Raw genomic sequence first — 14,240 nt, forward strand, 5'->3', positions numbered from 1 at the left:
GGCTCCTTGGGGCATCATCGGAGTCTGCAGCGCCTGCGTTATCCGAACAACCGTCATGGCCGGGCTTGTCCCGGCCATCCACGTCGTGACGCTAGCATCAACGTCCGAATGCCGTTCCCGGCCTAACCACGTGGATGCCCGGCACGAGGCCGGGCATGACGGGTGTCATGGTGGCGCGGCCTGCTCGGGTCTCCGGCTCGGCTCGTCCCCTCAGCTCACCGCCGCCTGACCATCCCGGCGCGGGTCGCTCGCGGCCGCATAGCCTTCCACCGCCGGATCGCCCATGCGCCAGATGAACTGGCCGGCGCCGAAATCCTGATAGGTGTCGTTGAGCACGGCCACCTCGTGGCCCAGCGCCGCGAGGCCGTCCAGCAGCTCCGGCGTGTTGCCGGGCTCGAGGTTGATGGACAGACCCTCGTCGAAGCGCCAGCGCGGGGCGTCGCAGGCGGCCTGCGGGTTCTGGGCGAAGTCGAGCATCCGCACCAGCGTCTGCACATGGCCCTGGGGCTGCATGTTGCCGCCCATCACGCCGAAGCTCATCACCGGCTGACCATCCCTGGTCAGGAAGCCGGGGATGATGGTCTGGAACGGCCGCTTGCGCGGCGCCACCACGTTGGCGCGCTCCGGGTTGAGGCTGAAGCCGAAGCCGCGGTTCTGGAGCGACACGCCCCAGTCCGGCAGCACCACGCCGGAGCCGAAGCCCTGATAATTGCTCTGGATGAAGCTCACCATCATGCCGGAGGCATCCGCCGCCGTGAGGTAGATGGTGCCGCCGCGCACCGGATTGCCCGGCGCGAAGCGCTGGGCGCGGCGCGGGTCGATGAGGCGGGCGCGGCCGGCGATATAATCCTTGTCCAGCATGTCCGCCGGGCTGATCTCCATGGCCCGGGGATCGGCCACGTAGCGATAGACGTCGGCGAAGGCGAGCTTGATGGCCTCGATCTGGAGGTGCTGCGCCTCCACGCTGTCCGCCGACAGGCCCGAAAGATCGAAATGGGAGAGGATGCCCAGCGCCATCAGCGCGGTGATGCCCTGCCCGTTGGGCGGGATCTCGTGCACCGTGTAGCCGCGATAGTCCTGCGCCACGGGCGTCACCCAGTCCGGGGCATAGGCGGCCATGTCGGCGGCGGTGAGGGCGCCGCCATTGGCCTTGGCGTTCGCCTCCAGCGCGTCGGCGATCTCGCCGCGATAGAAGGCCTCGCCCTTGGTCTCGCCGATCAGCCGCAGCGCGCGGGCGGCGCCCGGCATGGTCACATGCTCGCCCACGAAGGGCGCGCGGCCCTTGGGCAGGAACACCTCCCTGAAGCCTGGCTGGCTGGTGAGCTGGGGCAGGGTCGCGGCGGCGGCCCACTTGTGCTGCACGTTGGTGGAGACGAGGAAGCCGCGCTCGGCGATGGCGATGGCCGGCTCCAGCAGGTCCGCGAACCGCAGCTTGCCGAAGCGTTCGGAGAGCGCGACCCAGCTCGCCACCGCGCCGGGCACCGTCACCGCGTCCCAGCCGCGCTGGGGCAGGGTCTTGGCGTCGGCGCCGTACTTGGCGCGGAAGTATTCGGGCGTCCAGGCGGCGGGCGAGAAGCCCGAGGCGTTGAGGCCGTGCAGGCCCTTGCCGTCCCACAGGATGCAGAAGGCGTCCGAGCCGAGGCCGTTGCTGCACGGCTCCACGATGGCCATGACGGCGGCGGCGGCGATGGCGGCGTCCACCGCATTGCCGCCCCGCCCGATCATGGAGAGCCCCGCCTGCGCCGCCCGGGGATGGGAGGTGGAGACCACATTGTTGCCGAACACGGGCAGGCGCCGCGAGGGATAGCCGGCGGACCAATCGAACGACGCAGTCATGGTGCAGTCCCGCAAGAAGAGAAGCTCAGCGCTCAGGGCCGAACACGGCATCGAGCCGCGCGATGTGGGGCTTAAGGTCGATGCCGTGCTCGGCGAGCCAGGCATCGTCATACAGGGTGGAACGGTAGCGCGCGCCGGAATCGCACAGCAGGGTCACGATGGACCCGCCTTTCCCCTCCGCCGCCATCTCCTCGATGAGATCGACGCAGGCGGAGATATTGGTACCGGTGGAGCCGCCGCAGGCGCGGCCGATGACGGCGCTGATCCGGCGGGCGGCGGCGATGCTCGCCGCGTCGGAGATCACCGCCATGCGGTCCACCACCGAGGGGATGAAGGAGGGCTCCACCACCGTGCGCCCGATGCCCTCGATGACGCTCTTGCAGGCATCCACCTGCATCACCGAACGGTCGGCATAGTGGCGGTGGAAGACTGACGCCTCCGGGTCCGCCACGCACAGCCGCGTGGGGAACTTGCGATAGCGGATGAAGCGCCCGATGGTCGCCGCCGTGCCGCCGGTGCCGGCGCTGCACACCACCCAGTCGGGGATCGGAAACGGCTCCCACGCCATCTGCGAGAAGATGCTCTCGGCGATGTTGTTGTTGCCGCGCCAGTCGGTGGCCCGCTCGGCGAAGGTGAACTGGTCCATGTAATGGCCGTCCAGCTCCTCGGCGAGGCGACGGGCTTCTTCCGAGGTGTTCCAGCCGTCGATGAGGTGGGGCTCGCCGCCCTCGAAGGCGATGGCCGCCACCTTCTCCGCCGAGGTCCGCCGGGGCATCACCGCGATGAAGCGCAGGCCCAGCAGCCGGGCGAAATAGGCCTCCGAAATGGCGGTGGAGCCGGAGGAGGATTCGATGATGGTCGTGTCCGGCCCGATCCAGCCGTTGCAAAGGGCATAGAGGAACAGCGAGCGCGCCAGCCGGTGCTTGAGGCTGCCGGTGGGGTGGCTCGATTCGTCTTTGAGATAGAGCGTGATGCCGGGCACGCGCGGCAGCGGGATGCGGATGAGGTGGGTGTCGGCCGAGCGGTTGATGTCCGCCTCGATGCGCGCGATGGCCTCGGCCACCCACGCCTGATCGGGCACGGCGCGGGGCGGGGCGATGACGTTCATGCCGGGCTCCCTGCGGGGCTCATCTCGGCCGCGCTCACATCGGCGATCGCGCGCCGCTTCAGCGCACTGCGGTCGATCTTGTTGGTGGTGGCGAGCGGCATCTGCTCCAGGAACCAGATGCGGCGCGGATGCTGATAAGCGGGGGCGTTGGCGAGCATGAACTGCTTGAGCGCCTCCTCGCTGATGTCGGCGCCGGCGCGGCGCACCACGAAGGCCACGGGCTTCTCGCCCTTGATGTCGTCAGGCACCGGCACGACGCAGGATTGCAGCACCTGCGGGTGGCGGTCCAGCACCGCCTCCACCTCGCCGGGGAAGATGTTCTCGCCGCCGCAGACGAACATGTCGTCGGTGCGGCCGAGGAAATAATAGAAGCCATCCGCGTCGCGACGGAACACGTCGCCGGTGCGGTAGAAGCCGTCAGCGGTGATGGGCGAGCGCACGTCCGGGCGATTGTGATAGCCGAGCATCACCGCCGGGCTCTTCATCTCCAGCTCCCCGGTCTCCGGCGCCTCCGGCCCCACGAGGCGCACGGCGACCTGCGGGTGGGGATAGCCCACCGAGCCCATGGGCACGGGCCGCCCATCCGGATGTCCGGAGAACACGATGGGCCCGCCCTCCGTCGTGCCATAGGCATTGATGATGGCGGCGTTGGGCAGAAGCTGGCGGATCTGCTGGGCCAGCGAATCCGTCACCGGAGCCGAGCCCATGCGCAGCATGCGTACGCCGGAGAGGTCGGCCTTCGCCAGCGCCGCTTTCTCCCGCAGCATCATGGCGATCATGGGCGGCACGGCGGTGAGGAAGGTGCAGCCGTGGCTGGCGATGGCCTCGATATAGGGCACCGCGCGGAACTGGGGCAGCAGCACCGCCGTGCTGCCGGAGGCGCAGGTGAGCAGGGCCAGCGCCAGCGCGTTCATGTGGTAGAGCGGCGCGGCAATCAGCATGCGTTCGCGGGAGAGGTCGGTCTCGGTGCGGCGGGTGTCCGCCACCCACCGGTGCGCGGCGTGGGAGAGCAGCACGCCCTTGGGCCGTCCGGTGGAGCCGGAGGTGTAGAGGCTGAGCGCCGGCTCGTCGGGCGCAGGCACCACCGGCGCGAACGGGCCGGGATCGAGGAGGGCGGCGAGCGTGCCCGGTCCGGTGCCGTCGAAATCCACGAAGGCGACGCCGGCGGGCGGTTCGGCGGGCAGCAGCGCGCGGCGCTCACCATCGTGGACCACGAGGCGGGCGCCGCAATCGGCGATCACGTCGGCGATGGTCGCGGCCGGGAACTTGAAGTTCACCGGCACCGGCACGATGCCGGCGCGCATGGCCCCCATCACCACCGCCACATAATCCGGCCGGTTGGCCGCGAGGATGGCGATGCGGTCGCCGCGCACGAGGCCTTGGCTCAGCAGGCCGCGGGCCACGGCGTCGGCGAGGGCGTCGAAGGCGGCGCGGGTGAGCACGGTGGTGCCGCCGTCGAAATCGAGGCCGATGAACAGGGGATGGTCCGGCGCGTTGGTGCGGCAGACGAAATCCCCGAGGTTCGCGGGCAAGCTCATCGGCTGCTCCTGCAGGTCAGGTTCAGGTCAAAGGCGGGCAGGCTGAGCAGGCCCGCATCGGGGGAAAGGGGCTGCCAGCCGGCATCGTCGCGCGCGGCGGCGCGGGCCGCGATGTCGTCGAAGCTGGCGAAGCGCAGCGTCGCGGTGCGGAAGACGGCTGTCTCGCCCGGCACCACCAGCACGTCGGCATCATCCAGCGGCACGCGCCAGCCTTCGGCCTGGGGCGTTGCGGTGCTGTCGAACGCCCTGGCAAGGCGGCGGGCCTCGGCGTCCGGGTCGGTCGAGGAGATGGTGAAGGCGTCGATGGCGAGGAAGCCGTTGGGATGGGTCATCCATTCCGGCCGCCAGACCAGCTCCGGCGTCAGGTGTTCACAGAAATAGACGCGCCCGGCCGGGAAGGTCTCCGGCGGCAGGCGCACGGTGCGGAAGCGGGCGTCATGCTCGACGCCCTCCACGTCCACCGGCCGCGAGAAGGCCACCGGCCCGGTCGGGGCGAATCCAGCGGCCGCGAGGCGGTCGCGGGTGGTGTCGGCGTCGAAGGTGCGCAGCACGAGGCCGTTGAGGCCGAAGGGACTGTCCAGCACCTCCTGGCGCTGGCGGCCGGTGTCCGGCACCCCCACCAGCTCCAGATAGGCGCCGGGCGTCATCATCAGGTGGTTGATGGACCCGAGCGAATGGTACCCCCGCGGCGTGAGCGTGAAGCCCAGCGCCGCAAAGAGGTCCGCGGCCGCGTCCATGGACTTGAGGGTGTTGATCACCACATGGTCGAGCGCGGCCACGGGCGCCTCCTCAGGCCTTGGGCGGGATCATGTAGACCCCGCGCCCGGAGGCCAGCAGCTTGCCGTCCTCGTCCAGGACCTGCGCCTCGGAGACGCAGAGCTGGCCGCCGAACTTGATGACCTTGCCCACGCAGATGAGGTCGTGCTGCATGGCGGCGCGGTGGTAGTCCACCCGCAGGTCCACGGTGGGCACGCCGCGGCCGGTCTTGGACACCAGCGCCCAGTCGGCGGTGAGGTCAACGAGCGTGGCGAGGATGCCGCCGTGGGCGTAGCCCTTGTCGGCGTTCACCACCCATTCCGGGCGCCACTTGGCGCGCAGGCGGATGGTGCCCTCGCCCACGTCCTCGACGGTGAGGCCGAGCCACTGGTGGAAGGGGCCCTTCAGCAGAAGGGCCTGGACCTGTTCCTTGGTCAGGGGAGCGTCAGACATGGTGCGGCCTCTCAGGGGGTAACGACGATCTTGCCCATGACCTCGCGGTCGCGGATCATGCGCAGGCCCTCGGCGGCCTCTTCGAGGGGGAGAACCTTGTCCACCACCGGCTTCAGCTCGCCCTTCTGGATCATGTCCATGAGGGCGGAGAGGTTCTCGTGGTAGAAGCTGTTGGAGCCGATGACCTTCAGCTCGAAGCTCCAGATGTAGCGAAGATCTTCCTTCGGGTCGTGGCCGGCGGTGGCGCCGCATACGAGGATGGTGCCGCCGCGCTTCACGCAGCGGAGCGAAGGCACCCAGGTGTCGCCGCCGGTGAAGTTCACCACCACGTCCACGCCGCCCTCATAGGTGCGGCGCTGGGGCTTGCCGTACTTCTCGACCGCCCACTTGGAGAAGTCGGTGGTGCGGTAGTTCACGACATGGTCGGCGCCCAGTTCCTTCAGGCGGGCCATCTTGTCGTCGGAACCGGCGCAGGCGATCACCTCGCAGCCCATCTGCTTGGCGAGCATCACGCAGCCCGTGCCCACGCCGCCCGATGCGCCGAGGATGAGCACCTTGTCGCCTGCCTTCACCGTGTTGTGGGTGACCAGCATGCGGTGCGCGGTGCCGTAGGCGACCGGCAGGGAGGCGGCGTCGGTGAAGCTCACGCCGTCGGGCATCTTGATGAGCTGGCCGGCGGTGACGGCGCAGTATTCCGCCATGCCGCCGTCCATCATCTCGCCCATCAGCCCCACCTTGGGGTTGAGCGGGTTCACCAGCACCCGGTCGCCCACCGACCAGCCGGTGACGCCCTCGCCCAGCTCCACGATCTCGCCGGCCATGTCGAGGCCGATGATGACGGGCAGCGGCACCTTGATGCCGGGCATGCCCTTCACCGTGAACACGTCGTGATAATTGAAGGACGACGCACCGACCCGGATCACCACCTCGCCCGGCTTCGCGCTGGGGACGGGATAGTCGTTGACGACCACGAGATCGCTCACGTCGCCATGTTGCTTCAGCAGCAGGGCCTTCATGGTTTTTGTCATTTCACTTCTCTCTGCTTGGAACGTTTCGGCGGCTTGAGCGCCAGGGCGACTACTTGATGGCCTTGGAAGCCTGGTAGGGGGCGGGGTCCAGAGCCGCGTCGGGCAGGTCGCCCTTTACTGCGCCGACGCTTTTGAAGACTTCGAACTCCGCCTTCATCGACGCGATGTCTGCGGGTTCCATGGAGACGGTGTAGATGCCGTCCCAAAGGGCGGCGTAGGCCTTGGCATCGGCTTCGGGGATGTTGCCGGCGGCCATCAGGGCCTTGGCGACGGCGGCCTTGTCGGCCTTGCCGGCCTCGTAGGCGCCGCGCATGCCCGCGATGACCTTGGCGGCGCCCTCGGGATTTTCCTTCATCCACGCGTTGCGCATGAGGCCGACGCCGAGCACGGGCGGGGCCTCCTTGCCGGTAACTTTCGCCCACTCGCCACGGAAGGAGGCGAGCTTGCGCAGCTTCACGTCGGGCAGGAGGGCGATGGTGACGGTGCGCAGCGCCGCGGCGTCGATGTTCTTCTGCACCAGGAACTGCGCGAGGCGCGGATCAGCGCCCGGCACGGCCTCGAAGTCCGAGGCGGTCATGCCGTAATTCTTGATGAGGATTGCCGCGCTGATGGCCGCCGTGGCGCTGCCGGACGGCGACATGCCGATCTTCTTGCCCTTCAGCTCCTCCATCTTGGTGATGGGGGAATCCGCCATCACCACGAAGTCGAGATCGGCCACCTGCGTTGCGAGCACGATGGTCACGGGCAAGCCATCGGCGGCGACCGAGAAGGCGCTGCCGGCGCTGGCGCCGATGGCGAAGTCGATGGCGCCGGCGGCCATGGCCTTGGTGGGGGCGTTCACATCCGGAAACTTCACGAACTCGGCTTCGAGCCCCTGCTTCTCCATGAACTTGCCGGCTTCCAGGAAGGAGCCGAAGCCGAGGCTGACGCCGGAGCTCCAGTATCCGATCCGAACTTTCGCGGCTTCGGCGGGAAGAGATGACAGGCCGATTGCGACTGCGGCGGCCAGTAAAGCAAGACGCTTCATATCGAAATCCCCGTGATGGAAGGTTGTATTGTTTTTTGGCTTTATGGGTTTCAGGCCGGGCGCGGCTTGCGCCAGGCGAAGAGATGCGTTTCGAGGGGCTTCAGCAGCACCGCCTCGATGAAGATCATCAGGATGACAAGGGTGAGGGTCCAGGCGAACACCTGGTCCGTCTGCACGAGGTCTGCCGCCTGCCGCAGCCGATAGCCGATCCCGCTCGACGCGCCGAGGGCTTCCGCCACGATGGAGACGCGGGCCCCGAAGCCGAAGGCGAGGCGCGCGCCGGCGAAGAACTGGGGCAGGATGGTGGGCAGGTAGATCTTCAGAAGAACCTGCAGCCGCGACATGCGGAAGGTTTGCGCCAGCTCGATGAAATCGCGGTTCACCGTGCTCGTGCCCTGCCAGACATTTGTGAGGATGAGCGGCATCGCGGTCATGAACACCACGAAGATGGTCGACCAGTTGGACAGGCCGAACCAGATGAGCGCGAAAATCGCCCAGATGGACGAGGACACCGTGTTGATGACCACCAGCAAAGGCTGGAAGAAGTCGCCCAGCGTGCGGCTCGCCCCGAGCAGCAGGCCCAGCACCACGCCCACCACGGTGGCGAAGATGAACCCCATGGCGATGCGGTAGAAGGTGATGCCGAAATCCGCCCAGAAGCCGGGCGTGACCACGAGCTGCGTCCACACCCCGAACACCCGGCGCGGGCTCGGCAGAATGAAGGCGGGCGCGCCCAGCGAGCCGATGCCCCAGAGGCCGACCACGATGATGATGAGCAGCAGCCTGAGGCCGATGAGGCGCAGCCGGCGGTCCTGGGTCATCTGGAGGGGGGAGCGCTTCATCTGGCTCGGCTTCTGCGAAGGAGGACGGACGCGGCGGAACGCGGCAGGGAACGTATTCACAGGCTGAGGCGCAGCAGGCGCACCTCTTCGGCGACCTCGGGCGAGAGCGGATTGCGGGGGTAGGGCAGGTCGATCTCGCGGGTTTCCTTCACCCGCCCGGGACGCGGCATCAGCACCACGATCTTGTTGGCGAGGACCACCGCCTCCTCCACGTCGTGGGTGACGAACAGCACCGACATCTGCCGCAGGCCGGCGATGCGCAGCACCTCGTCGTGCATCTGCGTGCGGATGGAGGGATCGAGCTTGGAGAAGGGCTCGTCCATGAGCAGGATCGACGGCTCGGTGACGAGGCTGCGGCCCAACGCGGCGCGCGAGCGCATGCCGCCGGACAGTTCGTGGGGGAAGGAGTCGGCGAACTTCTCCAGCCCCACCAGCTCCAGCACCTGCATGACCCTATCGCGCCGCTCCTTGCGCGGCATGCCGGCGGCTTCGAGGCCGAGGGCGACGTTCTGGGCGGTGGTGCGCCAGGGGAACAGACGGTCCTCCTGGAACATGTAGGTCATGGTGCGCCAATCCTTGAAGGCGCTGGATTTCTGGCCGTTCAGGAACACCGTGCCCTGATCCGGCGGGATGAGACCGGCGACGATGTTGAGCAGAGTGCTCTTGCCGCAGCCCGAGGCGCCGACGAGGGCGACGATGGAGCGCTCCGGCACGTCGAGATCGATGTTGCGCAGCACTTCGAGCTGCTCGCCGTCGCGGCGCATGAAGCTCTTGCCGACGCTTTCCAGCTGGACGACGCTCACCGCTCCCTCCCGCTCAGGCTGGAGAGCGGGGCGACGGGAACCACCGCGGCGGAATCCCGGAGCGAGGCGATGACCTTCTCCATGGTCATCTCGCGGAACGTCTCCACATGCCGCCGCGCCACTTCGGCGGCGGCCGCGGCATCGCCGGCGGAGAGATATTCGATGAGCAGGACGTGATCGTTGGCGATGTTGGGGCGCACGCCTTGCACGCCGAAGCCGAGCGCCACGAGGCGCGTCATCTCGTCGAGGAGGCCGGAGAGCGAGCGGCACAGGCGCTGGTTGCCGGCGGCCTCGGCGATGGCCATGTGGAAGCTGCGGTTGGCTTCGAGAAAGAAGTCGATCTGGTTGCCCACATCGGTCGTCAGCTTCACCCGGCAGGCCTCTTCGAGCCGCTCCAGATGGGCCCGGTTGACCCGCCCGGCGGCGCCGCGCGCGGCCAGCGGCTCCAGCACCAGCCGGAGCGCGAAGACCTCTTCCACATCCTTCACGGTGATGGGCGTGACGCGGTAGCCGTGGCGCGGCATGGAGGCGACGAAGCCGTCCTGGATGAGCCGCTGGAGGGCGATACGGCAGCTGGCCTTGCCGATCTCCAGCCGCTCCATCAGCTCCGCTTCGGTGAAGCGCGTGCCCGGCAGGATGCGGCAGGAGACGATCTCGCGCCGGAGCAGGTCGTAGGCCTGCCGGCCTTTCAGGGTCGCGCTCGGAATTTCGAGGACATGCCCCGCATCCGATCCCCGGTCGCTGTCGCGCTCCTCGGTCACGCTCATCACCTCTCGGCTGACTGGTGAGAAGCCTACAGAACGACCTGACTGGGGAGAAGGCTAAATAGATAGCACGCTATGAAAAAATTTATCGATGTAAATCAACCATATGGTGTCCATCTGTCGCAAAAGCGGGCGGTTTTGGTGGGAGGCTCACAGGGCGCTGCCCAAGAAAGGGCCAGTCCCAGTCCCGGCCATGGGCGCTGGAGGGGGCGTGAGCGTGGGGCCTTGGAAACTTGGCGTCTCTCCCTCTAAAACCGAAAGGGGTTCGCGGCCCGGAGGGTTGCGGAAGATGGTGCGCGGCGTTCGACGCCCGCCCGGACGGGTCTGCAGGCGAGCGGAGGGGTGGTGATGGCGGCCAAGGGCAAGCATCAGGCGCAGGAGATGGCGGCGCCGGAGAGCTTCGAGGTCGCCCCGCTGCACCGGATGACGCTCGGCTATCTCATCAGCCTGCTGGCGCGGCTGCTTGCCCAGTCCCTGAAGGTCCGCAACGGGCCGGATGGAATCCTCCCCGGCCAGTATCCCATCGCCGTGGAACTGCTCGCCCAGGACGGCATGAGCCAGCGCGATTTGTGCGAGGTGGTGCGCATCGAGCAGGCCACCATGGCCAACACCCTGAAGCGCATGGAGCGCGACGGCCTCATCACCCGCCGCCAGAGTGCCGAGGATGGCCGGCTCGCCACCATCCATCTCACCGAGGCGGGCGTGCGGCTCGCCCGCGATGCCGTCCGCAACGCTGCCGAAGTCAACAGCGTGGCGCTGGAAGGGCTCGATCCGGCGGCGCAGAAGGCTCTGCGAGACATGTTGATCGATCTCACGGAGCGGCTGGAGGCCGATATCCAGCAGCGCGACTAGGGCTCTGCCTAAAATTAGCGCATGACCATTCTGTAGACTTGCATACCAAGCTATGTATTATGTCTTCCGTGGTCGCTGGGCTCCGGCGTGTCCGCCCCAACGTGACAGCGTGTTGATTGTGTAGAGCACAGCACCTCTCGAGCCCATTCGGCATCGGAAGGTGAACGGCTCGCCATGGGCGGCGTTTCCGAGGGGTTCCGTATCATGAGTGATGCGATAACTGCCGTAGGGTTAGAGTTCAGCAGCTCGAATTGGCTGCGAGTGCCCTGAACAACTGCAAATAAGCTTGGCATTTCTGTCGCGGCGTCCGGCGGGCGTGTGGCCGATGTTCGCGATGGCGGCGTGAAAAAGTCCATCAAATCGGGAGGGGCGCGGCGTCATGCCGTGCCTGTTCAGTGGCGTGGCCACGGCACGTGGCGCGCGTGGAGCGTGACAGATGCGGCACGATACCGAGACGTTTCGCGAGTTTCTGGGCCGGCTTCGCGATCAGGGCGAATTGATCGACCTGCATCAGCCGATCGACATCCGCCACATCGCCACGCTCGTGGACCAGTCCGACAAGGCGTTGTTCTTCCATAACGTCATCGGCTACGACGTGCCCGTCGTCTCCGGCATCATCCGCTCGCAGAAGCGGGCCATCATGTCGCTCGGCTGCACCGCCTATCCCGAAATCGAGATGAAGCTGAGGGCGGCCATCGACCGGCCGGTGAACCCCAACATCGTCAACACCTCGCCCACGCAGGAAGTGGTGATGGAGGGCGATGCGGTCGACCTCTACAAGCTGCCCATCCCCATGAGCTCGATCTATGACGGCGGCCCGATGATCACCGCCGGGGTGGTGATCGCGCGCGATCCGGAATTCGGGCTCAACGCGGGCATCTATCGCTTCATCGTCAAGGAAAAGAACCTCACCGGCATCGATATCGTCACGCCCAACAACATGCGCCTGTTCGCGCAGCGGGCCTACGAGGCGGGACGGCCGTGCCCCATCTCCATCTCCATCGGCACCCACCCCTACGAGATCATGGGCTCGGGCTTCCGCGCGCCTCTCGGCGTGGACGAGATGGCCATTTCCGGTGGCCTGCGCGGCGGCCCGGTGGACCTCGCGCCCTGCCGCACCATCGACGTGCCCTACATCGCCGACGCCGAGATCGTGCTGGAGGCGGAGATCCTGCCCCACGGCTGGATCTATCCGGAAGGCCGCTTCGGCGAGTTCACCCGGCTCATGGGCGGGCTGCACTGGAACCCCATCGTGCGCATCAAGTCGGTCTCCATGCGCAAGGATGCGGTCTATTACGCGCTCCACATGCCGTGGGAGAACACCTGGCTCGCCGCCCCCACCCGCTACGCCCTCATCCGGCAGGCGCTGAAGACCGCCGGCGTGCAGGTGAAGGACATCAACGTCACGCTCGGCGGCTGCGCCTTCTGGCACGCCGTCATCTCCATCAAGAAGCAGCCGGGGGAGGGCAAGAACGCTTTGCTCGCCGCCCTTTCGGTGATGGATTTGAAGCATGTGGTGGTGGTGGACGACGATATCGACGTCTTCAATCCCATGGACGTGGAATGGGCCATCGCCACGCGCGTGCAGGGCGACAAGGACATCATGATCGTCACCGGCGCGCGCGGAAAGCCGCTGGACCCGAGCCTGCCGCCGACGCCGCCCGGCGTGGTGCCCACCACCGCCAAGGTCGGCATCGATGCCACCATCTCCGAGGGCATCCCGAAGGAGCGCTACGAGCGCATCGCCTATGCCTATGCCGACACGGCCAAGATCGGCGACTACGTGTCCGGCAAGGCGGATGAGCCCGGTGCGGTGGCGGGCGAGGAAGATGTCGCCGAGCTGGCCGAGAAGATCGCGCAGATGATCGGCGAGGCGCCGCGCTATTACACGGATATCGCGGAGGCGTTCAGCGACTACAACTTCGCCGTCATCGCCCGCGCCCTCGGCCATCTGCACGCCACCGAACGCCTGTGGCAGGACGCGAAGGGCGCCATGTGCCTGCGCGGCTCGCGCTTTGCCGCCAAGCCGCCGGGCGCGTGAGCCGGGCGGCCGAGACGATGGGCGTGGTGGCTGCGGGGACACCACGCCCATCGTTTTCAAATCGGAAAAGACCAGCTTTCCGGCAAGCCCGGCCCGAAGAACGTCCGGTCCGAAGAAAGTCCGGCCCGAAGAAAAATCATCGCCCGGAAAAGAGAAGCGGCGAGAGCGTTTGAGGTTGGTGAAGCATTCTTCCACTCTTCCAGAGGGTGAACACATGCGTCGCAGGTTCCAGTCTCTTCTTTTCGCGGCGGCGCTTCTGCCGCTGGCCGGCCTGTCGTCCATGGCCGCCTCCGCCGAGACGCTGCTCAAGATCGGCGTCGCCCAGCTCTCGGCCGGCGGCCTGCCGGTCCTCGTGGCGGACCAGAAGGGCTTCTTCGCCGAAGAGGGCCTCAAATATGAGCGCCTCGACTTCAAGGGCGGCGGGCCGGTGGCGCAGGCCCTCGCCTCCGGCAGCATCGATCTGTGCATCTGCGCCGCCGACCATGCGGTCCATCTCCAGGATCGCGGGCTCGGCGGAAAGGTGCTGGTGGCGCTGGCCGAGCAGCACAGCTACGCGCTGATCGGCAAGGCGGATTCCACCGCCAGGAGCATCGCCGACCTCAAGGGCGAGAAGATCGGCATCACCACGGCCGGCAGCCTCACCGACACCACGGTGCGCTATGCCATCCGCAAGGCGGGCTTCGACCCGGACAAGGACTTCGTGCTGCTCTCGGTGGGCCGGGCGGGCGCGCAGAAGGCCGCGCTCCAGGCCGGCGCCATCGCCGGCGGCATGTTCTCGACGCCGGACATCCAAATCGTCATGGCCGAGAAGGGCGCCTACCGGATCATCGAGGATTTCCGCAAGCTGCCCTATCCGGCGCAGGATCTCATCGCCACCGATACCTGGCTGAAGGCCCACCCGGAAGATGCGCGCAAGGTGGCGCGGGCGGTGGTGAAGGCGCTGCGCCTCATCCAGCAGGACAAGACGGTGCTCTTTCCCGCCATCAAGTCCCTGTTCCCCGAGATGAAGGACGACGCCATGGTCGCCCAGCTCGCCGATGACCTGGCCGCCGGCTATCTCTCCAAGGACGGCGTCATGTCGCCGGAGAGCTTCAACTTTCTCATGGCCATGATGACGATCGCCGAGCCGAAGCTGAAGCCGATGCCCTACGCCGACATCGTGGCCCTCTCCTATCTGCCCAAATGAGGCGCC

General features: G+C 67.4%; 13 protein-coding genes. 3 read left to right on the forward strand and 10 right to left on the reverse strand.

What is annotated here, in order from left to right; translation table 11 throughout:
• Positions 1–210: 210 nt before the first annotated feature.
• The 10 genes from V5F74_RS12175 to V5F74_RS12220 are packed head-to-tail and all read right to left on the reverse strand — an operon-like array spanning position 211 to position 10,158.
• Positions 211–1,836: a gamma-glutamyltransferase family protein gene (locus tag V5F74_RS12175; RefSeq protein ID WP_394008307.1), complete on the reverse strand. Its 1,626-nt coding sequence runs from the start codon at positions 1,834–1,836 to the stop codon at positions 211–213.
• A gap of 25 nt (positions 1,837–1,861) precedes the next feature.
• A complete protein-coding gene (locus tag V5F74_RS12180; protein WP_250168097.1) occupies positions 1,862–2,944 on the reverse strand; it encodes a PLP-dependent cysteine synthase family protein in 1,083 nt (360 codons plus the stop codon).
• Positions 2,941–4,482: a class I adenylate-forming enzyme family protein gene (locus V5F74_RS12185; RefSeq protein ID WP_394008309.1), complete on the reverse strand. Its 1,542-nt coding sequence runs from the start codon at positions 4,480–4,482 to the stop codon at positions 2,941–2,943. Before V5F74_RS12185 ends, V5F74_RS12180 begins: the two co-directional genes overlap by 4 nt.
• The gene (locus tag V5F74_RS12190) at positions 4,479–5,261 is read right to left on the reverse strand and encodes a VOC family protein (protein ID WP_394008311.1); all 783 of its coding nucleotides are present in this window, start codon (positions 5,259–5,261) and stop codon (positions 4,479–4,481) included. The genes V5F74_RS12185 and V5F74_RS12190 overlap by 4 nt, the downstream gene beginning before the upstream one ends.
• A gap of 10 nt (positions 5,262–5,271) precedes the next feature.
• Positions 5,272–5,691 carry a PaaI family thioesterase gene (locus V5F74_RS12195; RefSeq protein WP_029558991.1) on the reverse strand — a complete coding sequence of 140 codons (420 nt, stop codon included), beginning with the start codon at positions 5,689–5,691 and terminating at the stop codon, positions 5,272–5,274.
• Positions 5,692–5,702: 11 nt separating this feature from the next.
• A complete protein-coding gene (locus V5F74_RS12200) occupies positions 5,703–6,719 on the reverse strand; it encodes a zinc-binding dehydrogenase (protein ID WP_029558990.1) in 1,017 nt (338 codons plus the stop codon).
• 49 nt (positions 6,720–6,768) lie between these two features.
• Positions 6,769–7,746 (reverse strand): ABC transporter substrate-binding protein, encoded by a 978-nt coding sequence (locus V5F74_RS12205; protein ID WP_394008314.1) that lies wholly within the window; start codon positions 7,744–7,746, stop codon positions 6,769–6,771.
• 50 nt (positions 7,747–7,796) lie between these two features.
• A complete protein-coding gene (locus V5F74_RS12210) occupies positions 7,797–8,588 on the reverse strand; it encodes an ABC transporter permease (protein WP_197023041.1) in 792 nt (263 codons plus the stop codon).
• A 56-nt stretch (positions 8,589–8,644) separates the two neighbouring features.
• Positions 8,645–9,391 (reverse strand): ABC transporter ATP-binding protein, encoded by a 747-nt coding sequence (locus V5F74_RS12215; RefSeq protein ID WP_374253512.1) that lies wholly within the window; start codon positions 9,389–9,391, stop codon positions 8,645–8,647.
• Entirely contained in the window at positions 9,388–10,158 is a 771-nt protein-coding gene (locus tag V5F74_RS12220) for a GntR family transcriptional regulator (RefSeq protein WP_250168101.1), read from the reverse strand. Before V5F74_RS12220 ends, V5F74_RS12215 begins: the two co-directional genes overlap by 4 nt.
• Positions 10,159–10,503: 345 nt before the next feature.
• Here V5F74_RS12220 and V5F74_RS12225 point away from each other — a divergent pair, with 345 nt between their 5' ends.
• The 3 genes from V5F74_RS12225 to V5F74_RS12235 all read left to right on the forward strand — a co-directional run bounded on the left by V5F74_RS12225 (position 10,504) and on the right by V5F74_RS12235 (position 14,234).
• On the forward strand, positions 10,504–11,007 hold the full coding sequence (locus V5F74_RS12225; protein ID WP_374253515.1) for a MarR family winged helix-turn-helix transcriptional regulator: 504 nt from the start codon (positions 10,504–10,506) through the stop codon (positions 11,005–11,007).
• A gap of 436 nt (positions 11,008–11,443) precedes the next feature.
• Complete coding sequence (locus tag V5F74_RS12230; RefSeq protein WP_394008317.1) at positions 11,444–13,048, forward strand: UbiD family decarboxylase; 1,605 nt, start codon at positions 11,444–11,446, stop codon at positions 13,046–13,048.
• A 214-nt stretch (positions 13,049–13,262) separates the two neighbouring features.
• Complete coding sequence (locus tag V5F74_RS12235) at positions 13,263–14,234, forward strand: ABC transporter substrate-binding protein (protein WP_394008319.1); 972 nt, start codon at positions 13,263–13,265, stop codon at positions 14,232–14,234.
• The last annotated feature ends 6 nt before the right edge of the window (positions 14,235–14,240 follow it).

Source organism: Xanthobacter aminoxidans (assembly GCF_043193615.1).
GTDB classification, from domain to species: domain Bacteria; phylum Pseudomonadota; class Alphaproteobacteria; order Rhizobiales; family Xanthobacteraceae; genus Xanthobacter; species Xanthobacter aminoxidans.